This is a genomic window from Pseudomonas serbiensis (assembly GCF_030580745.1).
Classification (GTDB): domain Bacteria; phylum Pseudomonadota; class Gammaproteobacteria; order Pseudomonadales; family Pseudomonadaceae; genus Aquipseudomonas; species Aquipseudomonas serbiensis.
The window spans coordinates 106,921-132,682 of the sequence record NZ_JAUQOO010000015.1 but is presented as its reverse complement, the minus strand read 5'-3'; the positions used below and the strand labels follow the sequence as shown (position 1 = coordinate 132,682).

Here is a 25,762-nt window from a genome sequence, read left to right as displayed (position 1 = left end):
AAGTGACAGCCGATTTAACCATGGATTTACGGTTGATCAGTAGAGTGAGGCCATCAGTCGACATTGGAGAACCGACCATGCCCACCGCTCTCTCTACTCTTGAAACGCCTGCCGCGATCATTGATGTGGCCAGAATGCAGCGCAATATCCAGCGTATGCAGCAGCGCATGGACGGCCTGGGCGTTCGCCTGCGCCCCCATGTCAAAACCAGCAAGTGCCTGCCGGTGATCGAGGCGCAGATAGCAGCAGGTGCCAGTGGTGTCACGGTGTCGACCCTGAAAGAAGCCGCGCACTGCTTTGCGGCCGGGATCACTGACATTCTCTACGCGGTCGCCATGGTGCCCGGCAAGTTAGCTCAAGCGCTGGTGCTCAAACGTCAGGGTTGCAAGCTGAGCATCATCACCGACAGCGTTGCCGGAGCTCAGGCCATCGTCGCTTTTGGCCAGGAGCGAGGTGAGGTGCTGGACGTCTGGATTGAAGTCGACAGCGATGGCCATCGCTCTGGAATCAAGTGCGACGACGATGTGCTGATCGAGGTCGCGCAGGTGCTGCATGACGGCGGAATGCATCTCGTCGGGGTCATGACTCATGCAGGCTCCAGCTATGAACTGAACACCGCCCAAGCCCTGCAACGGTTGGCCGAGCAAGAGCGTTATCAGTGCGTCAGCGCCGCCGAGCGGATTCGGGCGGCAGGGCTGCCGTGCCCGCAGGTGAGTGTAGGCTCGACACCCACCGCGCTGTCGGCTGCCGATCTGCAAGGCGTCACCGAAGTGCGTGCCGGGGTCTATGTGTTCTTTGATCTGGTGATGCATAACGTCGGCGTGTGCCAGGCCGATGAACTGGCCTTGAGCGTGCTGACCACGGTCATCGGCCATCAACTGGACAAGGGCTGGGTGATTACCGACTCGGGCTGGATGGCCATGAGCCGCGACCGTGGCACGCAACGTCAGCAGCAGGATTTCGCCTATGGCCAGGTGTGCAGCGAAGACGGCCAATGGATCGACGGCACCCTGCTGCACAGCGCCAACCAAGAGCACGGCATAGTGACTCTGCAAGCATCAGCAGGCAGCGACCTGACCGCCCTCTTCCCGATAGGCAGCCGCCTGCGCATCCTGCCGAACCATGCCTGCGCGACGGGTGCGCAATTTCCTCATTACCACGCCCTTGATGCCAATAGCGAAACGCACATCTGGAGTCGTCTGCATGGCTGGTAAACCGATCGACCTGGTCCACACCCCGAATGCTGCGGCACCGGGCGGGCATTATTCACAGGCCGTGCGTCATCAAGGCTTATTGTGGGTGTCCGGCCAGTTACCGGTACGCGCCGATGGCAACCACAGTGTCGATGAGCCTTTCGAGGTCCAGGCCGCCATTGCCCTGAATAACCTGCTGGCGATTATCGAAAAGGCCGGCAGTGGCGCAGATGATCTTCTGAAGGTGACCGTCTATATCGTCGGCATCGAACACTGGCCCGCGTTCGATCAACTCTATGCCCGCTGCCTGGGCCAACATCGCCCGGCACGCGCGGTGGTGCCCGTGCCGGTTTTGCATCATGGGTATCTGATTGAGATCGAGGCGGTTGCGCGGTGTGAGGACTGACGTCAACGCAGGAACCCGGCCCATGCCGACACCAGCAACAACACCGCCATGCCACGGTTCAGCCGCTGCATGGCCTGCCCGGACTTGAGCAGCCGCGCCGATCCACGGCCCAGCAATGCCCAGCACGCCATGCAGGGCAGCGATACCAGGAAGAACACCAGCGCCAGATCGACCACCGTGCCCTGGCTGAAGACACTGACGACCGCCAGCGCCATCATCCATGTCTTGGGGTTGACCACTTGCAGGCCTGCCGCGCCGACAAAACCGAGCCGTTGCTGTTTGTCGTCCTGCTCGATGGTGCTGGCACTGGTGAAAATCTTCCACGCCAGCCAGGTCAACCACGCCACACCGACAACCGACATCAGCGTCTGAGCACCCGGAATCTGTACCAGAGAACGTCCCACGCCAGTCCCGACCACCAGCACCAGTGCCGCTGCGCCCATGCAGCCACCGAAAATGATCGGCAGGCTGGCCCGCAGGCCATAACGGGCGCTGTTGCTCAGGACCAGAATATTGGTCGGGCCAGGGGTAATCGAGGAAACAAAGGCAAACAGCAGGAAGGACAACATGAGCACAACTCCGGAAGCGGGATGCGCTCATGCTCGCCCGGTATGCGGCCTTAGTCTGGAAGATCCGTGCAGCGGTTTCGATAGGCCGATGGTGTCATGCCGTTGGCTCGCAGAAACCATCGACCCAGGTGGCTCTGATCGGCAAAACCCAGGTCACTGGCAACCTGAACGGGCAACGCTCCGGCAGCCAGCATCCTTCGGGCCTGGGCCAGACGCAGTTGCACAAGATAGGCATGGGGTGGCAAGCCAAATGCCGACTTGAAGGCACGACTCAGACGAAAACGATCCACGCCGCAGACCTGAGCCAGCTCATCAAGGCCAAGATCGCGTCGAAAGTTGGCATGCAGATAGTCACGGGCGCGCAAGGCGACCTGTGGCAGGCGCGGGTCCTGATTCTGCCGAAGCCGCCAGCGCAGATTGCCGGTAAGCCGCTCCAGCAATCCATCGAGCGCGCTTTGCCGGAACAACCGCGTTTCCTGCCCATGCAGAGCGGCAAAAGCAAAAAGAGTGGCGTTGGTCAGTCGCGGGTCGCTTGCCAGAGTGCTGGCGAACCCCAGTTGATAGCCATCCGGCGCGTCTTCAAACAGCGAGGGCAACTCACGGGCCACCCAGTCCGGGTCGAGGTAAAGCATCCGGTACGTAAAGCCGTCTGCACTTGGCGCATCCCCATCATGAATCTCCCCCGGCTCCAGCATGAACACCTGCCCCGGCGTACAGGCATAACGCTGCCGCCGACAATGAAACTGCTGCACACCCTGCTCCGTGACACCCACCAGATAACTGTCATGCCAATGCGGATCGTAAACATGAGCATTCCCCTGGAAATGGGCATGCAACGTCTCGATACCGGTGTCGCGGTCCTGAGCAAGATTGATCCAGTTGCTCTGAGTCATGGTGGGCTTACAGGGTTTGGGGTCGGGTTGAGTGTTATCGCGTATGGGAGGCGGGAAGTCTAGAAGGTTTGTGCAGGGTTGGCTGATCACTGCCCTCAAAACCTGTAGGACCGGACTCATCCGGGAAAGGGGTATTTCAAACGACATATCTATGTCGGACGTACCCTTTCGCGAATGAATCCGCCTACCGAGTAAGGCGGATCAGTTAAGGTCATGAATTACTTTGTGGGAGGCAGCTTGCTGGCGACTTCAGTGTCATGCAGGCAGCTTAGAAACGCCTGGGTGAATACCTGCTCGACCGAGTCGAGTTCACTGCCGTGTAGCCAAATTTCTGAGCTGCCTATACGGCAGTGAAGGATCAATCGCACAAGCGTGATACGCCCAGGATTTTCTGAGCTGCCTATACGGCAGTGAAGGCACAACGCTTCTGTTGAGCAGTCTTTCTACTTTTCTGAGCTGCCTATACGGCAGTGAAGTGCTATGCCTGGCACAAATACCATCTCTAGCATTTCTGAGCTGCCTATACGGCAGTGAAGTTCGGATATAGCCCTGACTTGATCGGCAGAAATTTCTGAGCTGCCTATACGGCAGTGAAGCCGGTCAAGGTCGAGCGGTTGCCGCCGGTCAATTTCTGAGCTGCCTATACGGCAGTGAAGGTGAAGTGCCGCACGTCACCATCAATTTCTAATTTCTGAGCTGCCTATACGGCAGTGAAGCTGCTGTTGCGGCGGGGCTTGGCGTTGCTGTGTTTCTGAGCTGCCTATACGGCAGTGAAGAATCACTGAATTCGAGGCAAAAAAAAGAACCTTTTCTGAGCTGCCTATACGGCAGTGAAGACGAGATTGCGGCATTTTTATTGCCCTCAGTTTTTCTGAGCTGCCTATACGGCAGTGAAGGAAAAAGCCGCCAAGCTCGCTGCTGCCGCAGTTTTCTGAGCTGCCTATACGGCAGTGAAGTAGACACTCTGCTAGATAACCTACAGTTTTCAAAGAAAAATATGCACCAAAAGCTGTTTTACCCTTTTTTTTACCGAGTTTTGTAAGTCATTGATTTTTAAAGAACGAATCTGAGGCGAAAAAAAGAGGGTCAAAAAAGGGTTCATTGCTGGTGCATTTCTGTCTGAGCACTGTCGCGGCCAAGGCCCCTTCCACGAAAATGTATTGCCCTCGATACCTTGTCGCAGATAAATCAAATCCCCGTGGGAGGGGCTTGCCCGCGACAAGGCAACACACGGTGACTCTCGCAGTGCTGGCACCATTGTCGGGAGGCCTTGCGCTGCGGTTGTTCGGTAATCGAGGGACGATGAGGCCGCGAGTCTGGATCAATTGCTGATCCTGACCCTCTTTTTTTCGCCCACCATGCACCCTTTTAAAATCAATCACTTACAGAACCGACGAAAAAAAGGGGTAAAACGATCGCAAGCTCATATTTTTCTTTGAAAACGTAAGGTTATCGAGCAGAGTGTCTACTTCACTGCCGTATAGGCAGCTCAGAAAAGTTACAAACACAATGGGCACAATTCTGGGATCTTCACTGCCGTATAGGCAGCTCAGAAAGTTGGGTGTTCGGTGAAGTCGACCAAAAGACGCTTCACTGCCGTATAGGCAGCTCAGAAAAAAATAGCTATTAGCCGTTTCGCGCAAATCATCTTCACTGCCGTATAGGCAGCTCAGAAAACGGCGAGCTGATGGACAAGTCTCTGGCCAGTCTTCACTGCCGTATAGGCAGCTCAGAAATCAGGTGAGCGCCGCCCTCGCCGGAGGGAGCGCTTCACTGCCGTATAGGAAGCTCAGAAAAACAACGCACCACATTAAAGAAATACAAGAAACTTCACTGCCGTATAGGCAGCTCAGAAAAACCTGGAGGACGCCAACCTGAGTGGCGCCAACTTCACTGCCGTATAGGCAGCTCAGAAAAACCTGCGCGACGCCTACCTGAGCGGCGCCTACTTCACTGCCGTATAGGCAGCTCAGAAATACGACCCGGTCACTAACGGTCATCTGCTCTGATCAACTGCCGAACAGGCAGCTCAACACCAATCAAATCACACGGCCACTCAATCCATAACCAACTGATTTACATAAATTTAAAGCACTCACTGTAGGAGCGCGCTTGCCCGCGACGGCAATATTCCTGACGACAGATGTGTATCGACTCTGTCTATGCCGTCGCGGGCAAGCACTCTCCTACGGCCCTTTCCGTAACGCCCTTCGTACACAAATCACGGACTGGTCTTTCTGACACCCTGCCGCTCCCCAACTCAAAAAACATAAAGCACCGCCCTACGCTATCGGCTATATATGTTTTCTCTCACCGGCCTAGTGCCATTAGTGGTAGTGCTTCTTTCATGGATGACATCAGTTCTTCGGATCTCAAGACGATCCTGCATTCCAAACGCGCGAATATTTATTACCTGCAGCATTGCCGGGTATTGGTGAATGGCGGGCGGGTCGAGTATGTGACGGATGCGGGCAAACAGTCGCTGTACTGGAATATCCCCATCGCCAATACCACGACTGTACTACTCGGCACCGGCACTTCGGTGACCCAGGCGGCGATGCGTGAATTGGCCAAGGCAGGTGTGCTGGTCGGTTTTTGCGGAGGTGGCGGCACGCCGTTATTCAGTGCGAACGAGATCGATATCGAGGTCGCATGGTTCTCGCCACAAAGCGAATATCGACCGACCGAATACCTGCAACGCTGGGTCGCCTTCTGGTTCAAGAATGATCTGCGACTTGAGGCCGCCAAGGCTTTTCAGCGGTTGCGGCTGGCACACATCCGGCGTCAATGGATCGAGCACAAGGCTTTCGCCAAGGCCGGTTTCAAAGTCGATCCGGCTGAGCTGGACAGCGCACTCGGGCAATCTCTCGTAGCCCTGAACAACGCTCCAGACCACACCTTTCTGCTGACCGAAGAAGCCCGGCTGACCAAACGCCTCTTCAAACTCGCGGCCACGGCAATGAAATATGGGGATTTCGTGCGGGCCAAGCGTGGCGCAGGTGGCGACCCGGCCAACCGGTTTCTCGATCACGGCAATTACCTCGCTTATGGCCTGGCCGCAACGGCCACTTGGGTGCTGGGCCTGCCCCATGGTCTGGCGGTGCTGCACGGCAAGACCCGGCGCGGCGGGTTGGTGTTCGATGCCGCTGATCTGGTCAAGGACGGGCTGATCTTGCCGCAAGCCTTTATCTCGGCCATGCGCGGCGACGATGAGCAGGCATTCCGTCAGGCCTGCATCGAGAACCTGACCCGCAGCGAAGCACTGGATTTCATGATCGACAGCCTCAAGGACGTTGCCGAGCAACTGGGAGGCAGCGTCGCGTGAATATTCTGCTTATCTGCCAGTGCGACAAGCGAGCCTTGGTGGAAACCCGGCGCATCCTGGATCAGTTCGCCGAACGTCGTGGCGAGCGCACCTGGCAAACGCCGATCACTCAGGCCGGTCTCGACACCTTGCGCCGCCTGTTGAGAAAAAGCGCACGCCGCAACACGGCGGTGGCCTGTCACTGGATCAGAGGGCTGGACCATAGCGAGTTGCTGTGGATTGTCGGTGATGCCAGCCGTTTCAATGAACAGGGCGCCGTACCGACCAACGTCACGCGCCGAAATGTGTTGCGCAAGGGCGATGAAAACGACTGGCACACAGGCGAAGACATCACCTTGCTTGCGCAGATGGCCGCGTTACTGCACGACCTTGGCAAATCCAGCATCGCTTTTCAGCACCGCCTGACAAGCGACATCCGCGAGAAAAACCTTTATCGCCACGAGTGGGTTTCGCTGCGGCTTTTTCTGGCGTTTGTCGGGCGCGACTCCGACGAAACCTGGCTCAGACGTCTGGCCAAACCCGACTCACTGGACGATGCCAGCTGGCTGGCTGAAGGCCGATATCTGCGCGATGGTCTTGACCCCGACACGCCGCCTCCTTTTCGCCAATTGCCACCACTGGCGGCAGCGATTGCCTGGCTGGTCGTGACTCACCATCGCTTGCCGACAAAGCCTTTTGAGGATTATCTGGGCGACGAAAAGCTCTGGTTCGGCAAGCCATCGCGCAACATATCCACAGCATCGCTGAGCAATATTCTGGATGGCATCACCCACGAGTGGAACGAGCTGAAACGCCCTGCCGAACCGGGCGAGATAAAGCCTTACTGGCAGTTCGAGCACGGTTTACCGGTGACGCTGCCCAAATGGCGCACCCAGGCAGCGAAACTGGCTACTCGCCTGTTAGCACTGCTGGGCAAGGCAGGCAAAGGCGACTGGCTGAATAACCCTTATGTCATGCATGTGTCACGCATGAGCCTGATGCTGGCTGACCATCATTACTCCGGCATCAGGGCTAACGACTCAGGCCAGCGCGTCAAAGGCGATGCGCAATGCCTGCTCTACGCCAATACCGAAGACGGCAAGCTCAAACAGAAGCTGGATGAACATTTGCTGGGCGTGGCACGTCTTGCGGGCACCATCGTTCATGGGCTGCCGGGTTTCGAGCGTCATCTGCCACGCCTTGCAAAGCACAAAGGGCTGCGCAAACGCAGTGGCTCGGGACGCTTCGAGTGGCAGGACAAAGCCAGCGATGCCGCCACCAGCCTGCGTGACAGGTCAGTCGAGCACGGAGCATTCATCGTCAATATGGCTTCCACCGGCTGCGGCAAGACTCTCGCCAACGCCCGCATCATGAATGCACTGGCCGACCCGCAACTGGGGTTTCGCTGCACCTTCGCCTTGGGCCTGCGCACGCTGACGCTGCAGACCGGGGCCAGCTATCGCCAGGATCTGCACCTGAACGAAGACGAACTGGCCGTGCATGTCGGCGGCTCGGCCAGCAAAGCCTTGTTCAAGTTCCACCAGAAGCAGGCGGAGCAAACAGGCTCGGGCTCGGTGCAGGCCTTGATCGAAGAAGACAGCCACGTTTTGTACGAAGGCCAGTCGAGCGATCACGGTCTGCTTTCCAAAGCCATGGCCAATCAGGACATACGCTCGCTGCTCAGCGCGCCCATGCTGGTCTGCACCATCGATCATCTGATGCCCGCCACCGAAGCCCAGCGCTCGGGCCGCCAGATCGCGCCGATGTTGCGCATGATGAGCAGCGATCTGGTGCTCGATGAACTGGACGACTTCGACCTGTCTGATTTGCCCGCCCTGACCCGCCTGATGCATTGGGCAGGCATGCTCGGCACGCGGGTCTTGCTGTCATCGGCAACATTGCCGCCGGCGCTGGTGGACGGGATGTTTCAGGCCTATCGAGCAGGTCGTGTGCATTATCGACGCAACCGCGGCTCCCATGACCATCAGACTTATTCACCATCAGATGTAGCGTGCCTGTGGGTGGATGAGTTCAGCGCCCACGGCACGACCTGCGCTGATATCCAGCACTTTCTCGCCGAGCATGAAGCCTTCGTGCAGCGTCGTGTTGAAGAACTGGGCAAAGCCGAGCCGCGAAGATGCGGTGAGCTGATACCGCTGAATATCACAGCCAAAAAACCGGACGCCATTCGTGTCGAGTTCGCCAGGCATGTGCGCAGCGCCATGCTTGAGGCCCATGCCCGACACGCAGAAACCTGCCCGCACAGCGGCAAGCGGGTCAGCTTCGGTCTGGTGCGCATGGCCAATATCGAGCCGCTGTTCGATACCGCTCTGGCGTTGTTTCAGGCAGGCGCTCCTGAGGATTACCGCATCCATTTATGCGTTTACCATTCGCGCTTTCCGCTACTGCTGCGCTCGGCCATCGAAGCGCAACTGGACGCCAGCCTGAACCGGCGCAAGCGTGAAGCGGTTTATGGGCTGCCGGGAATCAGGCAAGCCATCGATCAGTCTCCCGAGCAGAACCATCTGTTTGTGGTGCTGGGCTCGCCGGTGACGGAAGTCGGTCGTGATCACGATTATGACTGGGCCATCGTAGAGCCGTCGTCCATGCGCTCACTCATTCAGTTGGCCGGGCGCATACAGCGACATCGCAACGAGCCGTGCAATACGCCCAATGTGCTTATCTTCGATGCCAACCTGCGACACTTTGAACACCCGCAGGCAGCCGCTTTTGTGCAGCCGGGTTTCGAGAACAAAAATGGCACGCTTGATGATCCGTTCAGGCTGATGACTCATCGGCTTGGCAAGCTGCTGAAAGAGGATGAATACAAGACCCTTACAGCCCTCCCGCGCATCCAGCCGCGACCAGCTCAGGAGTGGCAGGCCAAGAAAAGCCTGGTGGATCTCGAACATAGTCGGCTTGCGGCACAAATGCTGCCCAAGGATCACAACCCAGTCTCGAAAACCGCATTCAGCCTGGATGCCGCCTGCGCCTGGCAGTATCCACAGGCTTCACTGACCTGGATCTTGCCGCAGCATCAGCCCTTCCGCGAACAGACCACACAGGAAACCGAACTGGTGTTTCTGCCTGATGAGGATGAAGAGCAACTTGTGCTGCATCGCATTCATGAAGAAGCAAAACGCGGCAAGCCTGCAATTCATACCCTAGCCCAGAGCGAACTCACCACTATTGACCTCGACAACTTGCTTGGCCCACGGATAACCCCTTGGGGTCGGCATGACTTGATGGAGCTGCTTGTTGAACAGGCAGAGGCTCAAGGCCTCTCCCTTGAGAGATGTACCGAGAAATTCACCTCGGTCAGCGTGCGTGAAAGCCGGTTTGGGTGGAGGTATCACCCGGTTTTGGGGTTTGGGAGAAAAACATAACGGGGCTGCGAGAACCCCGTTATTGGAGGGTGGAGCTGCCTATTCGGCAGTATTCAATGACTTAGTCACTAACATTATTTACTGAGCTGCCTGTACGGCAGTGAAAAGGACACCTTGTTTGAGCGGCATCCGCTCAAAAAGAAAATAGCACTCCTGACCGTTTGTGCGTTTTAAACAGGTGTGGACAGTACCCACAAAAGGCACTGCTGAGAACACCGGCCTTACGTATAGGCTGTAAATGCATTGCTATCTCGAATCAACAACTGCATGAGCTTGGGATGGATAAATAGCTTTTCCTTACCGATCTGGACTTCTCGCAGGACGCCAATCATCACTAATTCCTTGAGTTGACGAGAGGCTGCCTGACGCTGGACGATCTGTTTTTCAACCACGTTACCGATACGACAGTAGGGCTGTTCAAAAATGACGTCTACCAATTCACGTGAATAGGTTTTGGGTAATTGCTCACGAACGAAATGAGTAGTGTGCTCGGACAGGCTACGAATGGCTGCAATCTTTGCCGTGGTCCAGCGAGCAGTTTCTTCCACCGCCCTCAACATGAAAAGTAACCAGGGCTCCCAAGCTTGCTCGCGGGTAACCTCAAGCAACAACCTGTAGTAATCGGCCCGATGCATGATGATGTATCGACTGAGATAAAGAATGGGCAGGTTCAGTAAACCTTCCTGTATCAGGTAAAGCGTATTGAGAACACGGCCGGTACGACCATTCCCGTCGGTAAATGGATGGATAGCCTCAAACTGATAATGCCCGACAGCCATGCGCACCAAAGGGTCCAGATCGGTTTCGTTGTGCAGGAACCGCTCCCAATTGGCGAGCAGATCGCGTAGATGGCTTTCGCCTTCAGGTGGGGTGTAAATGATTTCCCCCGTACGATCATTCGTCAGTTGTGTGCCTGGCGTGCGACGGATATCCATATCCACACCCTTGAGCGTGCGACAGATTTCAACGGCTGTGCCGGTAGATAAAGGCCGTTGTGCCAACGATAGATACCCACGATGAAGGGCTGTGCGATAGCGCAGTGCTTCTTTGGTGGAGGGGTCAGCATTGCTTTCATGGCCCTGTGCATGCTGAAAAAGTAAATCTGTCGTGGTGACAATACTTTCGATTTCCGAACTGTCCTTTGCCTCCAGCAAAGGAAGAGTGTTTATAAGCATCGTCTGGTTGGGAATCAACTCCGCAGCTTGCTTCAACTCTGCCAGTGCCGCACGCGCCTCGATACAGAGCTTGAGAACCGCACGGGTTTCAAGCTCGGCCACTGGCGGCACCAACGGCAATTGGTTGTAGGGGCTGCCCGCCTGCCAAGGCAACAAGGGAGAGTGCATGAGGAAGTCCTGAAAATTTTCAGACTGACTTTTAGCACGCATAGTCTACGTGTCGCAATTGATGGCCTTTGACGACACGTCACGATGTCATGTCGCATTTTTTAGATTTTAGCGACATGTTATGACGTCATGTCGCCCAGAGCGACATATAGCTCTCATATGTTTTTGAATTTGATCTATGGCGACATATGCCACGGTAATAGCTGGACACAGCTTGCCATGAGAAATCTTTGATGACTCTAGAAGGCCGAAAAACTGTCTGGATGAATAAAGCGTGTAGAGCAGATTCGGTTGATTTTTTAATTATTAATATTATGGCTGGATGAATTCAAAAAACCGTCTACATTCCAATTTATGGAGCGCTGCACGGCTTCATATGCGCACTCGCTGACCAGCACCAGCCCCCTTGAACAAGGAAGGAGGAAAAACGATGCATCTCAAACGTCGGCTCAGAAGATCGTAGGAGCAAAAGCTCCCCCCAACCATTATCACCGCAGCGTACACAACGTGTTGCTGCGGTGATTCTACATACGAGGCATCCGCCAAGTCGATTTTTAAAGGTTCCGAACATGGATGAAGGATCTAGGCCCTCGCCCCGCTCCACCCTTTTTCGTGCCGCCATCACTGCCTTTATCAATGAGCGCAAAGAAGCAAAGCTCAAGGGCAGTGACGAGGGCGACAGTAATCAAACTGCCAGCAAATATGATTACGCCACCTGGCTGGCTGATGCCGCCCGCCGGGTCACTCAGATTCAGGCAGTGACTCATGTGCTCAAGGCCACGCATCCCGATGCTCGGGGCAGTAGCCTGCATGTCGTGCCGCAATCGCTGCATCAACATGCCGAGGTAGGCAGCCATGTATTGGGCGGAGTGTATGCCGACGATATCGTTGGCAATGCTGCCGCTCTCGATGTGTACAAGTTTCTCAAGATAGAAGTCGAAGGCCGTCGTCTGCTGGACTGGCTGCAAGCCAATGATCCAGACCTGCTCAATGCATTGAATGATGATGAAGCCACTGCTCATGAGTGGGCATCGGCATTCAAGGGCCTGATCCGATCAGCCTCTACACTGGCTTCTCACACCATGGCCAAGCAGGTTTACTGGAGCGTTTCCGGTGATCCGACTGACAACTCGGGCTTTCATCTCTTGCAGCCCTTGTTCGCCAGCAGCCTTGCCCATGCGGTACATCAGAACATCAACGATGCGCGCTTCGGTGAAGCCAACAAGGCAGCCCGGCAGGCCAGACGAGACAAACAGCTTCACGATGGCCAATACCGCGATTACCGCAATCTGGTCACCCGCAAGCTGGGTGGCACCAAGCCGCAGAACATCAGCCAGCTCAACAGCGAGCGCGGTGGGGTGAATTATCTGCTGGCCTCAATACCACCTATATGGAAGCAAAACAGACTACGTGACTTTCTCAAGATCGAAACGGCACTGGATCGTTTTGAGCATTTTGAAGGCGTGAGCGAACAGATAGATGCTTTATGTAAGCTACTGAAAAGTGACCCGCCCCAAACGCTGCCAACTCGTAATGCCCGCAAGAAAATCGAACACGCCTTGAACCAGTCACTGGCAGCCTTCGGCGTTACAAGTCGCGAACTGATAGAACCGGGCTGGAGCCGTCACACTGACTGCGAACTGCCGTTATGCGAACAACTCTGGCTCGACCCTGGCCGCATCGATATGCCTTTGCGCGACGATCATCTTGATGAGGATCAGGCATTTATCGCGGCCTTTGAGCGCAATGACTGGCCCGATCAGGTCGCCAAGCGCTTTGGCCAATGGCTGAACGCGATCCTGCGCGATATCGGTTTGCCTGTCGGCGATGTGGAGCTGCGACACTGGACAAAACAGGCAATCATTGAGGCTGACTCTTTCATGCCGATCACTGGTCGGGAGAGCGCCAATGGCTGACTGCCCCTCGTTCACTCACCTGCTGGTTATCCCACGTATTCGCGTGCAGAACGCCAACTCCATTTCCAGCCCGCTGACCCACGGTTTTCCGTCGATGACGGCATTCCTGGGCCTGATGTGGGCACTCGAACGCAAGACCCACGATGCAGGCCTGGACCTGAAATTCAAGACTGTCGGCGTCGTTGTGCATCATCACGAAGAGCAAATTACCGACAGCAAATACGTGAGTGCCTTGCGCCTGACCCGCAACCCCGTCAACAAGGACGGCAGCACCGCCGCAATTGTAGAGGAAGGCCGGATGCATATGGAGATCAGCCTTGTGTTCGGAGTGCAAGGCGACACGTTGCCGACCGATAGTGAAGCCACGCTGTTGATCGCCCGACAAGTACGCGATCAGCTTTCGCAAATGCGTATTGCAGGCGGCAGTGTGGTTCCGTCCAGTGCGCCGCCCTACAAGCAGCAGCCTTTCTTGGCGCTCATGCCCAAAGAAGAGAGCGACAGGCAAGAGTTGTTCAGCAAAATCCGCTTGCGCCTGCTGCCGGGCTTTGCGCTGGTTGATCGTCAGGATTTGCTCGAAAAGCGGCATGACGCACTAAAGGAAAACGATCCCGATGCATCCTCGCTCGACGCCTGGCTGTCGTTATCACGCATCAACTGGCACAGCGTTGCCAACGAGGATCCGGACAAGAAGCCCAAGTGGGTCAGCGATAAAAAGGGCGAAGGCTGGATAGTGCCCATTCCTGTCGGCTATGGCGCGTTGAGTGATGTGCTAGCCGCTGGTTCGGTGGCTAACGCCCGCGATGGGCAAACCGAGTTCTGTTTCGTCGAAAGCCTGTATGGCATCGGTGAATGGATCAGCCCCCATCGCCTGCACAAACCAGAACACCTGCTCTGGTACGCCGACTCGCAACCCAATGATGGCCTCTATCGCTGCGCCAACGACTATTGCCCTACTGTTTTGCACGACTTCGACTGACTGCTGACCATCTTCCTAAAAGGTATTTGAACATGGCTAACGACACTCTCAAGACCGCTTCCGTTCTGGCTTTCGAGCGCAAGCTCGATCCTTCCGATGCGCTGTTTCATTCAGGCGACTGGCAGTCTCGCGAAAGCTGGACGCCGGTGGAAGTTCGTGAAAAATCGGTACGTGGCACCATTTCCAACCGCCTGAAAACCAAAGACCTGGACCCGGCCAAACTGGATGCCCAGATCGAAAAGCCCAACCTGCAAACCGTGGATGTCGCCGCCCTGCCCCACGATGCCGACACCCTGCGGGTCAGCTTTACCCTGCGCATCCTGAGTGGCACCGGCCAGCCTTCGGCCTGCAACGACACCGAATATCGCGACAAGCTGCTTGCTACTGTAAAAAGCTACGTAGACGGCAATGGCTTCGATGAACTGGCACGCCGCTATGCCCATAACCTGGCCAACGGTCGTTTCCTGTGGCGCAATCGCATCGGTGCCGAGCAGGTGCAAGTGGAAGTCGCTCATCGGGTGGATGGCAAGGATGCGTCGAAATGGGCTTTCGATGGTCTGGCGCTGTCTCTGCGGGACTTCAACACCAGCGCTGAAAACACCAAGGCATTGGGCGAACTGACGCAATTGATCGCCAGCGGTCTGGCCGGTAAACAGCATGTGCTGCTGGGCGTGACGGCGTATGTACGCATCGGCGCGGGGCAGGAAGTCTTCCCTTCGCAAGAACTGATTCTGGACCGATCCAGCGGCACCAAAAGCAAGACGCTCTATCAGGTCGGCGGTATCGCGGGCATTCACTCGCAAAAGATAGGTAACGCCATTCGCAGCATCGACACCTGGTATCAGGAAGCCGATATCAACGGCCCGATTGCCGTAGAACCCTATGGCTCGGTCACCACGCAGGGCAAGGCTTATCGCCAGCCTCGCAGCACCAAGGATGATTTCTACACCCTGCTCGACGGCTGGGTGCTCAAGGACAAGGTGCCAGAGCTGGATCAGCAGCATTTCGTCATCGCGACCCTGATTCGTGGCGGCGTATTCGGTGAGGCGGGCTAAGCCATGGATCACTACCTCGACCTGCAATTACTGCCCGATCCGGAGTTTGCAGCCACGCAACTGATGAGCGCGCTGATGTCCAAGCTGCATCGCGGTTTGCATGACCTGCGCCGCGATGACATTGGTATCAGCTTCCCGGCTCTTGGAGGCAAGGCCAGCGGCCTGGGCGACTGCCTGCGCCTGCATGGCAGCGCGCAAGCGCTGGATGCCTTGATGGCAATGACCTGGCTGACGGGCATGCGTGACCATGTGCGGGTAGGCGAACTGAGCGTGGTGCCAAGCGACGCGCAGCATCGCCGTGTCAGCCGCGTGCAAGTGGACAGCAACCCGGAACGCACAAGGCGGCGCCTGATAAAACGCCACGGCATCACTGAAGAACAAGCCCGAGAACGCATCCCCGACAGCGCCGCAAAACGCTGCAACCTGCCCTTCACCCAACTTCGCAGCCGCACCAGTGGCCAGACGTTTCTGCTGTTCATCCAGCATGGATCACTACAGGCCAACGCCCAGCCGGGGACCTTCAATAGCTATGGGTTGAGTGCTACGGCGACTGTTCCCTGGTTTTGATGATTTTTTGGCTAATGGACCGACCCCCTTGCAGGTGATGTAACTGCGAGGGGTTTGGTTTGGGCTGCCTGTGCGGCAGTCGGGCCGTTTCGCAAATCATCACCTATGGCACCATTTTCTGAGCTGCCTATACGGCAGTGAGCAGATATCGCACCAGGGCAGACTGACGCTGGCTTTTCTGAGCTGCCTACTCGGCAGTGAAGCTCAAGCGCGCTGATGAAAGAGCGGGAGATCTTTTCTGAGCTGCCTATTCGGCAGTGAAGAGTCGCTCAGATCACCTCAAGGATGCCGAGAATTTCTGAGCTGCCTATTCGGCAGTGAAGTCGCCCTCGACCGCATCATGATTGGCTTCCATTTTCTGAGCTGCCTATTCGGCAGTGAAGATATGCAGAAATGAAAAAGCCCGCTTCCGTGATTTCTGAGCTGCCTATTCGGCAGTGAAGGTAACGCATTAAGCGAGGGCTATATCTGGATTTTTCTGAGCTGCCTATTCGGCAGTGAAGCGATTCGTTTACATCGAGGGCGCGCAGTGGGATTTCTGAGCTGCCTATTCGGCAGTGAAGTTGCGCATCGTGCGCCAGTCGACCCGCTGTCATTTCTGAGCTGCCTATTCGGCAGTGAAGGACCTGGCAACTGACGGCGGCCCTTTCGTTCATTTCTGAGCTGCCTATTCGGCAGTGAAGGAAACATTCATGGGGCTAACTGCGCGCACCCTTTTCTGAGCTGCCTATTCGGCAGTGAAGGGAGCTGGGGTCCCATCGTTGGGCCTGTTGACTTTCTGAGCTGCCTATTCGGCAGTGAAGGAACGAGCCCACCGACAACCCTGCACTGGATATTTCTGAGCTGCCTATTCGGCAGTGAAGTAGACACTCTCCCCGATAACCCTCCGTTTTCAAAGAAAAATATGCGTTTTCAGCCGTTTTACCCCTTTTTTTATCGAGCTTTGTAAGTCGTTGATTTTTAAAGGATGAACCTATGGTGAAAAAAAGAGGGTCAGGAAAGGGTAATGCCGATCATTTAAGGCCTACATGTCACCAGTGGGAGGGGCTATGTGTTCTTAGGATAGATCTATCAGCAGCAAACACCCCCGCTCTCGACTACCCTCAAACCCATCATTTAAGCGGTTGATGCTCTGGCCACCTTGACTGATGGGGACAAGAATAATAATGAAAGACCCTTATGCCTTCGGGTTCTACAGTGCCTGTTTTGCGCTGATGGTGGTGGTTGCGGCGACTTATTACAGCGCGGCTTCCGGTACTCATCCGATTCGGACAGCAGATGCCTATTTTGTCATTTATTCGGCCTCTTCTCTGGTCGAGGCTCTGGCGATCATCGGGATCGCAGGGGTGACGTTCAAGGCTTATGGGTCCTGGAAGCGGGATGTGCGCCAGCACAAGGCGCTTGGCGTTATCTGGGATGCCAGTGTGGCGTTCCGGGAGATCGAGATCGGGTTCAACGAGTGGTTCTTCCGCCCGGATGCCGAGCTAAAGGCCGGCAACGATGCGCGCCAGATCGATTCGCTGCTCAGCGCCAGCCCGCTGGGTCTGGCGCTGAGGGCGTTCAAAAAACAGTGCATCCTGCTGGACAAGGTGGTGATCAAGAGTCACTGGCGCTGGCTGAACCATGCAGCCGAACTCGAAATGCTGGCACGGGCTCTAAGTGCCGAAGCGTTCGGGGCCGTGGGCAAAGGCAAGATCACCCACTCCATCGTGGATTTTCTCTATGCCCATGAGGGTGAGGCCTGGCAAAGAACCCAGGCCGATTGGGAAACCCTCATGACGACGATCGAAGAACAGCTCACAGAGCTGGAAGAGTCCTACACATAGGCCCGGGCCGATCAGATATCCAGCGTGATCTTGCCGAAATGCCGGTTGGTTTCCTGATAGCGGAATGCTTCGACGATATCGGTCAGCGGGAACGAGCGGTCAATGACCGGGCGGATACCGGTGGCGTTGATCGCACGGATCATGTCCTGCTGCTGGCTCCGGCTGCCTACCAATACGCCTTGCAGGCGCAATTGCTTGATCAGGGCCGGCACGATTGCCAGTTGCCCGGCAACGCCGGTCAGAATGCCGATCACCGAGATATGCCCACCCACACGCGCCGCCTGCATGGACTGCTCAAGTGTCGATGGACCGCCGACTTCGATGATGTGATCGACACCACGGCCGCCGGTCAGGGTGCGGGCTGTCTCGCCCCAGTTGCTGTCCTTGCGATAGTTGATCAGGTGATCGGCGCCCAGTTCGCGCAGACGCTCCAGTTTCTCGTCGCTGGAGGATGTGGCGATAACCGTTGCTCCGGCCATTTTGGCGAATTGCAGGGCGAAGATCGAAACGCCGCCTGTGCCCTGAACCAATACGGTGTCACCTGCTTTCAGGCCGCCATCGCTCATCAACGCACGCCATGCAGTCAGGCCGGCGGTGGTCAGGGTCGAGGCTTCGGCATGGGTGTAGCCGATAGGGGCGTGGGTGAAGGACGTGGCACGGGCCGTGACCTGTTGGCGGGCATAGCCATCGATGCCATCGCCCGGCACCGTGACAAAACCTTCCACCAGTGGCTCACCACTGATCCAGTCCGGGAAGAAGGTGCTGACGACTGAATCCCCGGCCTTGAACTCGCTGACGCCCTCTCCCACCGCCGTGACCACGCCAGCGCCGTCGGCCATGGGAATGCGTGACTCGCTAGGCCCCCACATACCGCTGACCACTGCGAAGTCGTGGTAATTGAGGGAGTTGGCATGCAGGCGCACGGTGATTTCCCCGGCCTTGGGCGCCAGCACTTCGCTGTCACCGACAATAACGCGCTCGTAACCGCCACCGGCCTGTACATAAATGGTTGTGTTGCTCATGATCGATCTCCTGTCTGTTCAACGTCCTGTGAAATGACGAAATGCTTACCCGTTAGTTCAACGAACGGGCATGGCTCTGTTGCGGCTTCACATCGCCCTGGCAAATGAAGCACTCTGCCGCGTCCGACCAAACCAATCAAACCGCTGCGAGTATCCAGCCCCATGATGAATCTGAAATACAGCGTACCGGCCGCCCTTCTGCTGGGCCTGACAGGCATGGCTCAGGCACAGGAATCAGCCTCGCATCTGGACAAGGTGATTCAGGCCGGTGAACTGTCAGTGTGTACCACCGGCGACTATAAGCCTTACACCTTCCTGCGCGAGGACGGCGAGTACGAAGGCATCGACATCACCATGGCCCGCTCGCTGGCCAAAAGCCTGGGGGTCAAGGTGACATGGGTTCCCACCACCTGGAAGACCCTGATGCCGGACATGGTCGCCGGTAAATGCGACATCGGCATGGGCGGCATCTCCGTCACCCTGGAGCGCCAGAAGAAAGCTTTCTTCAGCAACACGCTGGATGTCGACGGCAAGATCCCGCTGGTCCGCTGCGAGGACCAGGCGCTGTATCAGACCATCGAGCAAATCAACCAGCCGTCCGTACGTCTGATCGAACCGGCCGGTGGCACCAATGAAGCTTTCGCCCGCGCCTATCTGCCCAAGGCTCCGATTGCCTTCCACGACAACAAGACCATCTTCCAGGAGTTGCTGGACAAGAAGGCCGACGTGATGATCACCGATGCCTCCGAAGCGCTCTATCAGCAGAAGCGCATGCCGGGCCTGTGTGCGGTCAACCCGACCCGTTACATGCAATACGGTGAAAAAGCCTATCTGCTGCCACGGGATGACGTGACCTGGAAAAGCTATGTCGACCAGTGGTTGCACTTGAGTAAAGCTACAGGCGCCTACCAGCAGGCGCTGAGTGAGTGGTTGGCGGTACCGGGCCAATAAACTCCAGGCCATGGCTTTAGCTCAGGAGTTACACGCCGATAAAAGATAACGCGCCTTCAGAGCGCGGCATCTCCAATCTGCGAAACACGCTCCATCAAGGGGAAAGTCATGGCACACGCTCAAGTCGCCACCAGAACCGGCCTCACCGTAAAACAGCGTTTGATGTTCTCGACCTTCGCGATCATCGTTGCGTTTTTCGTCTTGTCGGTTTTCATGATCCAGACGCTCAAGACCTCGACCGAAAACGTCGATGCGCTCTATAACCGCGACTTTCTGGCGACAGAGACCGTGAACAATATTGATGGCACCCTCACTCGAGTGGACATCAACATTCTGCGCATGATCGCCATTGGCAACCCGGAGCAGACAGCAGCCTGGAAAACCGAGAACGAAAACGCCTTCACTCAACTGGACAAGCTGACGAGTCAGTTGAGCCAGGAAACGGCTGGCACTCTGGATGCTCAACTGACCCAGCAATTGCAGCGCGACTATGCGAAGTTGCGTGACGGCATGCGCCATCAGACCAGCGTGATCCAGACCGGCGATATTGCAGGCGCGACCAATATCAACCGCACCGAGGTCAAGCCTTTCGCTGAGCAGGTCTTCAAGACCCTGCAAACCCTGCGCGAGCAAGGCAAGCAACAGGCTGGCAAACGCTTCGAGGCGCAGGAAGCGAGCGCCAGCAAGGCCAATAGCCTGGCAATTGGCGCGACGCTGGTCATTGCTCTGCTGGGTGTCATCGCGACGCTGCTGACGACTCGCAGCATTCTCGGCGCCATTGGTGGAGAACCCGACATGGTGGCTGGTATCACCCGCACCATCGCCAAGGGGGACTTGAGCAGCACCATCAACGTTGCGAGCAATGACAAGTCCAGCGTGGTGGCTGCCGTCGGTGCCATGCAGGCGCAGCTTCGCGAGACATTGCAGCAGATCTCCAGCTCGGCAAACCAGCTCGCCTCGGCAGCCGAGGAAATGACCGCCATTACCGAAGATGGCGTCAAGGGGCTGCACAAACAGAACAACGAGATCGATCAGGCCGCCACGGCAGTCAATCAAATGACCAGCGCAGTGGAAGAAGTGGCCCGCAATGCCGAGAACACGGCACGCTCTTCCAGCAGTGCGACAGGTGCTGCGCAGGACGGGCTCGGGCTGGTCAAAAAGACGGTCAGCGCCATCGATACCATGAGCAATGATGTACAGAAGACAGCCAGCCTGATCGGTGAGCTGGCAGATCAGTCCCGTGATATCGGCAAGGTGCTGGACGTGATTCGAGGCCTGGCGGAGCAGACCAACCTGCTGGCACTGAACGCCGCCATCGAAGCAGCACGTGCGGGTGAAGCCGGCCGTGGTTTTGCCGTGGTTGCCGACGAAGTCCGCGCCCTGGCCCACCGTACGCAGCAATCGACCAGCGAAATCGAACGTCTGGTCACCAACATCCAGAGCGGCACTGAACGCGCGGTAGGTTCCATGCGCGGCAATACCGAACTGGCCAGCGAAACGCTGGGCATCGCCGAAGGTGCCAACGAGGCGCTGAGCAAGATCAATGCGGCGGTGAGCGAGATCAACGACCTCAACCTGGTGATCGCCAGCGCTGCACAGGAGCAGGCGCATGTTGCGCGGGAAGTTGACCGTAACCTGGTGAACATCCGCGACCTGTCGGCGCAGTCTTCTTCCGGCGCACAGCAAACCAGTACGGCCAGCCGCGAGCTGTCACGACTGGCTGTGGATCTGAGCGGCATCGTCGGACGTTTCCGCCTGTCCTGACCCAAGACACACTCTTTGCGCTGCCAGCAGCGCAAAGAGTGTCTTCCAGCCAAACATTCGGTTGAAAGCCAGTCCGTCCTGAAATAGCGTATTGCCTTGGACGATCAAGGAAAGACGCATGAAACCCAGCAAAACCATCACTCGTGCGTTCTGTGTCGAGTTGCAGCAGGAACTGTCCATTACCGCCGCCCGCCGCGAGTATTTCTCTCAGGAGCCACCGCGCTCGCGATTCGAGTTTCTGTGCTCAAGTGAAGCCTGCCGTGCGCTGGGTGCGAAGGTGACAGGCGTCAGGTATGACGTAAAGCCTCAGGACAACCCGACCTTCGTGGCCGCACACTTTCGCGCCAACCCGCATTACGAGCATCACGCCACCTGCGAGTGGGTCGAGGAAGACGCCCGGCAAGCCAGGGAAGAACCCGAGGTTGAAGAGACCGATCCACAGGCCCGTATCCGCAAGGCCAAGCGCAAGCTCGATGACTACATCGATGTCTTCGATCCGGTCATAAAAGACCCGGTCAAGGAAAAGGCCGGGGCAGACAAGTCCGGCCCTCGCGCACCACAGACCACGAACGACTCTCCAGCGGCAGAAGCTTCGACGCCCGCAGCACCGCGCTATAGTGAAACACGCACCAATAATCTTGAACGTCTGGTGGACAGCTATCGCCAGGCCAAGGCGCAACTGCCGCCCGATGATTTCAAACTGCTGACCTTGAGGATTCCCGGCCAGGGCGAGTTGTCCCTGCGCTCGTACTTTCGCCATATCAAATATGCGCAGACAGGCGACAACGGCCGCGTGCTGTATGGCGGCGGGCTGGTGGAACGTTATGGTCTGGGGTTCAAGTTCAAGTTCTTCGACCGTCTTGAAGCCAAGCTGGTGACGCTGTACGTGTCACCGGCGCAGATGCAGGCTTATCGGTCCAGTCGCTACATCACCGAACTGTTGAGCCATGCCGATGAAGTGAAGTTCTTCACGGTTTATGCGCTGGGGAATGTCGTCAAAAGCCCATCGGGGAAAAGCTTCAGCGTCGAAGTCGACGACCTGCGGCATCTGGCGATTGTGCTGGGGCCAGCGAAGGAGTGATTGGGCAGGAGCGAATTCATTCGCCAATGAATTCGCTCCTGCATCGATCGTGGGAAATCAGACCTTCACGATCCAGCCAGCAGGCGCTTCAACATCACCGGACTGTACGCCAGTCAGTTCAGCATAAAGCTTGCGGGTCACGGGGCCGACGTCTGTTTCGCTATAGAAGACGTGCAGTTTTTCCTTGTAGGAAATGCCGCCGATCGGGGTGATGACAGCAGCCGTGCCGCAGGCGCCAGCTTCCGTGAAGTCACCGATCCTGTCGATCAGCACATCATCTTCCACCACGGTCAGGCCCAGACGGGTTTGAGCCAGTTCCATCAACGACAGGCGTGTAATACCTGGCAGCACCGAAGGCGACTTGGGTGTGATGAACTTGTTGTCGGCCGTGATAGCGAAGAAGTTGGCCGAACCGACCTCTTCGATCTTGGAGTGAGTCTGCGGGTCCAGATAGATGCAGTCAGCGAAGCTGTGCTTTCTGGCTTCGGAGCCTGGCATCAGGCTGGCGGCATAGTTGCCACCCACCTTGGCCGCGCCGGTGCCGTTCGGTGCGGCACGGTCGTAACCGGAGATCACGAAGTTGTTCGGCTTCAGGCCACCCTTGAAATAGGCGCCGACCGGAATGCAGAAGATCGAAAAGATGAATTCAGGTGCGCTTCGCACGCCGATGTTGTCGCCTACGCCGATCACGAACGGACGCAGGTACAGGGCACCGCCCGAGCCATAAGGCGGGATGAAGCGTTCGTTGGCCTTGACGACCTTCTTGCACGCCTCGATGAAGACTTCGGTCGGCACATGGGGCATCAGCAGGCGCGAACAACTGCGCTGCATGCGCTGGGCGTTCTGGTCAGGACGAAACAGGTTGATCGAGCCATCCTTGCAGCGATAGGCCTTCAGGCCCTCAAAGCACTGCTGACCGTAATGAAGCGCGGTAGAACCTTCGCTGATATGCAGAAGGTTGTCTTCAGTCAGCGAGCCTTCATCCCAGGCACCGTCACGCCAGTGAGAGAGGTAGCGCTTGTCGGTTTTGATGTAGTCAAAACCCAGGGTTTCCCAGTTAATGCTTTCTTGACTCATAACGCCCTCTATCATTTAGCCGCTGCCTGGACGAGTCAGGCCAATGCCGTATTCTGCCAGATCATTTCGACCCTGAGGCTTGAAATAAGCATAATCCGCGGGTTTTGAAACGGTAGCTGCCAGAGCCCCGTCATTTTTCTTGCCCCTGGCCACCAGGAGCTTGAGTATCTAGTGAACGATGACTGCCTTTCCTTGGCGATCATTTAGTCATTCAGCGTTGTTTTGTTATACCTTCAGCTAACGAAACTACAACCCCCCACGCAGAAATGACGGAGCACAACCATGGGTGTAGAAAAAATCCTGCTGGCCTTGACCCTGACCGGCCTCGTCAGCGTGGCCAGTGCGGCTGACAGCAAGCCTGTCAACTCAAGCAAGCCGACAACGAGCCAGAGCACCACGACTCAACAGCCCCGAAGCCCGCAGCCGTCCACAAACAATACGGTTGTCACTCCTGAAGACATCAAGCGCTTCAAGGCGGGCAACGTGACAAAAGACGAAGTGAAATGAGCAGACGAAAAAAAACCCTGTGCCTTTCAGAACAGGGTTTCTGATTTTCGGGCTCAGGTGCAAGTCAGAAGGCGTAAGTCACCAGCAACTCTTTGGTCACCTGAAAGTCCACCGACATCATCACGCTCAGTGCAGTGATGGTGAAGATGGAGAACACGAACAGCTTGCGGGCCCAGACAGTATCGTCCGCAGCCTTGTAGCCTTTCCAGGCCATGTACAACCAGTACATGCCCATGCCCGCCGCAACGGCGAGGTAGTTCAGACCCGCGTAACCGCCGAACGTCAACATCAGGGTCGCCACGAGGAACGCCAGGATGTAGAGCAGGATGTGACGCTTGGTGACCAGAATGCCGCGCTTGACCGGCAATACCGGAATTTTCGCTGCACGATAGTCGTTGAAACGGAAGATCGCGATCGCATACGAATGCGGCATCTGCCACAGGCTGAACATCACCAGTAGCGTCCAGGCAGCAAAGTCGAAGCTGTTGCTTACTGCGCAGTAGCCAATCACCGGAGGCATGGCCCCCGACAGGCTGCCTATCAGGGTGCCATGCACGGATTTACGCTTGAAGTACAGGCTGTAGAAGCCCACGTAAATCACAAAACCGATGACTGCCAGCAAGGCAGCCAACGGGTTTGCATAGGTGTACAGCAGGCTGACACCGACGATGCCAAGAATCGTGGCATAGAGCAGTGCAAGCTTGATGGACACCAGACCCTGCACCAGCACACGGTTGCGAGTCCGCTCCATGCGCTGGTCGATATCCCGATCGATGCAGTTGTTGAATACGCAACCTGACGCTACGACCAGAGAGGTACCGATTACCGCCGCAAGAAACACGATGAAATCGATATCCCCCTTGGAAGCCAGAAAAAAGCCACCTGCCACCGAAAGCACGTTACCGAAAATGATCCCCGGCTTGGTGATTTGGATAAAGTGCTTCAGGGACATCTGGTATTCCTCAATGCGCCATCATTTCGCGATGGATACTGAAAATGATCCACAGCGAGAGGCCGACCAGCAGAACGATAACCAACGCGGTGAAGGCAAACGCCAGCACGTTGTTACGTTGCGCACTCGTGAAGTCCAGGTGCAGGAAGTAATGCAGATGCACCAGGATCTGAACGATCGCAAAGGCCAGGATGATCGCAATGGTCAGGTCTTTCGGCAGAACCGGGGACATGACCAGGGCGAACGGGATGGCGGTCAGGATGATCGACAGCACGAAACCGATGATGTAGGACTTCACGGAACCGTGGCTATTGTCTTCAGCTGGATGATGTGAATTCGCCATTTACAGGGCTCCCATCAGATAGACGATAGTGAACACACCGATCCAGACCACGTCCAGGAAGTGCCAGAACAGGCTCAGGCAGCTCAGGCGGGTCTTGTTGGTGTTGGTCAGGCCCTTTTTCTGGACCTGATACATCATGATACCCATCCAGATCAGACCGCTGGTTACGTGCAGACCGTGCAGGCCGACCAGGGCGAAGAACGCCGACAGGAAGCCGCTGCGGCTAGGACCGTAGCCTTCGTGGATCAGGTGATGGAACTCGTAGATTTCCATACCGATAAAGGCAGCACCACAGAGGAAGGTCAGGGCCAACCAGCCCAGGACCTGACTCTTCTTGCCTTTGTACAGCGCCAGCATGGCGAAGCCATAAGTGATACTACTGATCAGCAGGAACGCGGTTTCGACCGCCACGAAAGGCAGCAGGAAGATGTCCTGGCCCGACGGGCCACCCGCGACACTGTTGACCATCACGGCGTAGACCGCGAAGAACGATGCGAACAACACGCAGTCGGTCATCAGGTACAGCCAGAAGCCGTAGACCGTCATTCCACCGCTGTCGTGGTGATCGTCATGCCCATGGTCATGAGCGTCATGACCGTGGGCTCCGGAGTTGATAGCAATATTTGACATG

General features: G+C 56.6%; 20 protein-coding genes, 2 pseudogenes and 2 CRISPR repeat arrays. Of the genes and pseudogenes, 14 read left to right on the top strand and 8 right to left on the bottom strand.

The window, feature by feature from the left end; translation table 11 throughout:
• Window positions 1-77 precede the first annotated feature (77 nt).
• Together Q6A51_RS18950 and Q6A51_RS18945 are read left to right on the top strand one after the other, a co-directional pair.
• On the top strand, window positions 78-1,214 hold the full coding sequence (locus Q6A51_RS18950; protein ID WP_304575471.1) for a DSD1 family PLP-dependent enzyme: 1,137 nt from the start codon (window positions 78-80) through the stop codon (window positions 1,212-1,214).
• Window positions 1,204-1,599, top strand: a complete 396-nt coding sequence (locus Q6A51_RS18945; protein ID WP_304575470.1) for a RidA family protein — start codon at window positions 1,204-1,206, stop codon at window positions 1,597-1,599. Before Q6A51_RS18950 ends, Q6A51_RS18945 begins: the two co-directional genes overlap by 11 nt.
• A gap of 2 nt (window positions 1,600-1,601) precedes the next feature.
• Here Q6A51_RS18945 and Q6A51_RS18940 read toward each other — a convergent pair whose 3' ends face one another.
• Window positions 1,602-2,168, bottom strand: coding sequence for a LysE family translocator (locus Q6A51_RS18940; RefSeq protein ID WP_201018006.1), 567 nt, complete (start codon window positions 2,166-2,168; stop codon window positions 1,602-1,604).
• Window positions 2,169-2,218: 50 nt separating this feature from the next.
• Entirely contained in the window at window positions 2,219-3,061 is an 843-nt protein-coding gene (locus Q6A51_RS18935) for an AraC family transcriptional regulator (RefSeq protein WP_201018007.1), read from the bottom strand.
• Window positions 3,062-3,389: 328 nt separating this feature from the next.
• Window positions 3,390-4,017: a CRISPR direct-repeat array (repeat unit 28 nt; unit sequence TTTCTGAGCTGCCTATACGGCAGTGAAG).
• 1,391 nt (window positions 4,018-5,408) lie between these two features.
• Here Q6A51_RS18935 and cas1f point away from each other — a divergent pair.
• Window positions 5,409-6,386, top strand: coding sequence for a type I-F CRISPR-associated endonuclease Cas1f (gene cas1f, locus Q6A51_RS18930; RefSeq protein WP_122320943.1), 978 nt, complete (start codon window positions 5,409-5,411; stop codon window positions 6,384-6,386).
• Window positions 6,383-9,751 (top strand): type I-F CRISPR-associated helicase Cas3f, encoded by a 3,369-nt coding sequence (gene cas3f, locus Q6A51_RS18925; protein WP_304575469.1) that lies wholly within the window; start codon window positions 6,383-6,385, stop codon window positions 9,749-9,751. Before cas1f ends, cas3f begins: the two co-directional genes overlap by 4 nt.
• Before the next feature lie 221 nt (window positions 9,752-9,972).
• Here the strand turns inward: cas3f and fic are convergent, their stop codons facing one another.
• On the bottom strand, window positions 9,973-11,094 hold the full coding sequence (gene fic, locus Q6A51_RS18920; RefSeq protein WP_304575468.1) for a protein adenylyltransferase Fic: 1,122 nt from the start codon (window positions 11,092-11,094) through the stop codon (window positions 9,973-9,975).
• Between the two features lie 569 nt (window positions 11,095-11,663).
• On the opposite strand from fic, the gene csy1 reads away from it, so the two are divergent.
• From csy1 to Q6A51_RS18895, 5 genes are all read left to right on the top strand, one after another.
• A complete protein-coding gene (gene csy1, locus Q6A51_RS18915) occupies window positions 11,664-13,010 on the top strand; it encodes a type I-F CRISPR-associated protein Csy1 (protein ID WP_304575467.1) in 1,347 nt (448 codons plus the stop codon).
• Window positions 13,003-13,986: a type I-F CRISPR-associated protein Csy2 gene (csy2, locus tag Q6A51_RS18910; protein ID WP_304575466.1), complete on the top strand. Its 984-nt coding sequence runs from the start codon at window positions 13,003-13,005 to the stop codon at window positions 13,984-13,986. The genes csy1 and csy2 overlap by 8 nt, the downstream gene beginning before the upstream one ends.
• Window positions 13,987-14,018: 32 nt before the next feature.
• Complete coding sequence (csy3, locus tag Q6A51_RS18905) at window positions 14,019-15,041, top strand: type I-F CRISPR-associated protein Csy3 (RefSeq protein WP_304575465.1); 1,023 nt, start codon at window positions 14,019-14,021, stop codon at window positions 15,039-15,041.
• A 3-nt stretch (window positions 15,042-15,044) separates the two neighbouring features.
• Window positions 15,045-15,608, top strand: coding sequence for a type I-F CRISPR-associated endoribonuclease Cas6/Csy4 (gene cas6f / locus Q6A51_RS18900; RefSeq protein ID WP_304575464.1), 564 nt, complete (start codon window positions 15,045-15,047; stop codon window positions 15,606-15,608).
• Between the two features lie 115 nt (window positions 15,609-15,723).
• Window positions 15,724-16,471: direct repeats of the CRISPR family, unit length 28 nt; unit sequence TTTCTGAGCTGCCTATTCGGCAGTGAAG.
• A gap of 303 nt (window positions 16,472-16,774) precedes the next feature.
• Window positions 16,775-17,434: a hypothetical protein gene (locus tag Q6A51_RS18895; protein ID WP_304575463.1), complete on the top strand. Its 660-nt coding sequence runs from the start codon at window positions 16,775-16,777 to the stop codon at window positions 17,432-17,434.
• Window positions 17,435-17,445: 11 nt separating this feature from the next.
• Here Q6A51_RS18895 and Q6A51_RS18890 read toward each other — a convergent pair whose 3' ends face one another.
• Window positions 17,446-18,456, bottom strand: coding sequence for a zinc-dependent alcohol dehydrogenase family protein (locus tag Q6A51_RS18890; RefSeq protein WP_304575462.1), 1,011 nt, complete (start codon window positions 18,454-18,456; stop codon window positions 17,446-17,448).
• A gap of 162 nt (window positions 18,457-18,618) precedes the next feature.
• Between Q6A51_RS18890 and Q6A51_RS18885 the strand changes: the two genes are divergently transcribed.
• From Q6A51_RS18885 to Q6A51_RS18875, 4 genes and pseudogenes are all read left to right on the top strand, one after another.
• Window positions 18,619-19,407: a transporter substrate-binding domain-containing protein gene (locus Q6A51_RS18885; protein WP_304575461.1), complete on the top strand. Its 789-nt coding sequence runs from the start codon at window positions 18,619-18,621 to the stop codon at window positions 19,405-19,407.
• A gap of 108 nt (window positions 19,408-19,515) precedes the next feature.
• Window positions 19,516-20,055 (top strand): annotated as a pseudogene (locus Q6A51_RS27580) (MCP four helix bundle domain-containing protein); the annotation flags it as partial.
• A 414-nt stretch (window positions 20,056-20,469) separates the two neighbouring features.
• A pseudogene (locus Q6A51_RS27575) lies at window positions 20,470-21,171 on the top strand (methyl-accepting chemotaxis protein); the annotation flags it as partial.
• A 118-nt stretch (window positions 21,172-21,289) separates the two neighbouring features.
• Window positions 21,290-22,252 carry an ATPase gene (locus Q6A51_RS18875; protein WP_304575459.1) on the top strand — a complete coding sequence of 321 codons (963 nt, stop codon included), beginning with the start codon at window positions 21,290-21,292 and terminating at the stop codon, window positions 22,250-22,252.
• Window positions 22,253-22,309: 57 nt separating this feature from the next.
• Here Q6A51_RS18875 and Q6A51_RS18870 read toward each other — a convergent pair whose 3' ends face one another.
• Window positions 22,310-23,329: a branched-chain amino acid aminotransferase gene (locus tag Q6A51_RS18870; protein ID WP_201018018.1), complete on the bottom strand. Its 1,020-nt coding sequence runs from the start codon at window positions 23,327-23,329 to the stop codon at window positions 22,310-22,312.
• 282 nt (window positions 23,330-23,611) lie between these two features.
• Here Q6A51_RS18870 and Q6A51_RS18865 point away from each other — a divergent pair, with 282 nt between their 5' ends.
• Window positions 23,612-23,836, top strand: a complete 225-nt coding sequence (locus Q6A51_RS18865) for a hypothetical protein (RefSeq protein ID WP_304575458.1) — start codon at window positions 23,612-23,614, stop codon at window positions 23,834-23,836.
• A gap of 64 nt (window positions 23,837-23,900) precedes the next feature.
• Here Q6A51_RS18865 and cyoE read toward each other — a convergent pair whose 3' ends face one another.
• From cyoE to cyoC, 3 genes are read right to left on the bottom strand one after another with little or no spacing between them, the layout of a single operon-like run.
• A complete protein-coding gene (gene cyoE / locus Q6A51_RS18860; RefSeq protein ID WP_201005939.1) occupies window positions 23,901-24,788 on the bottom strand; it encodes a heme o synthase in 888 nt (295 codons plus the stop codon).
• A 10-nt stretch (window positions 24,789-24,798) separates the two neighbouring features.
• Window positions 24,799-25,131: a cytochrome o ubiquinol oxidase subunit IV gene (cyoD, locus tag Q6A51_RS18855; protein WP_025258799.1), complete on the bottom strand. Its 333-nt coding sequence runs from the start codon at window positions 25,129-25,131 to the stop codon at window positions 24,799-24,801.
• Window positions 25,132-25,761, bottom strand: a complete 630-nt coding sequence (gene cyoC, locus Q6A51_RS18850; RefSeq protein WP_201005941.1) for a cytochrome o ubiquinol oxidase subunit III — start codon at window positions 25,759-25,761, stop codon at window positions 25,132-25,134.
• Between the last annotated feature and the right edge of the window lies 1 nt (window position 25,762).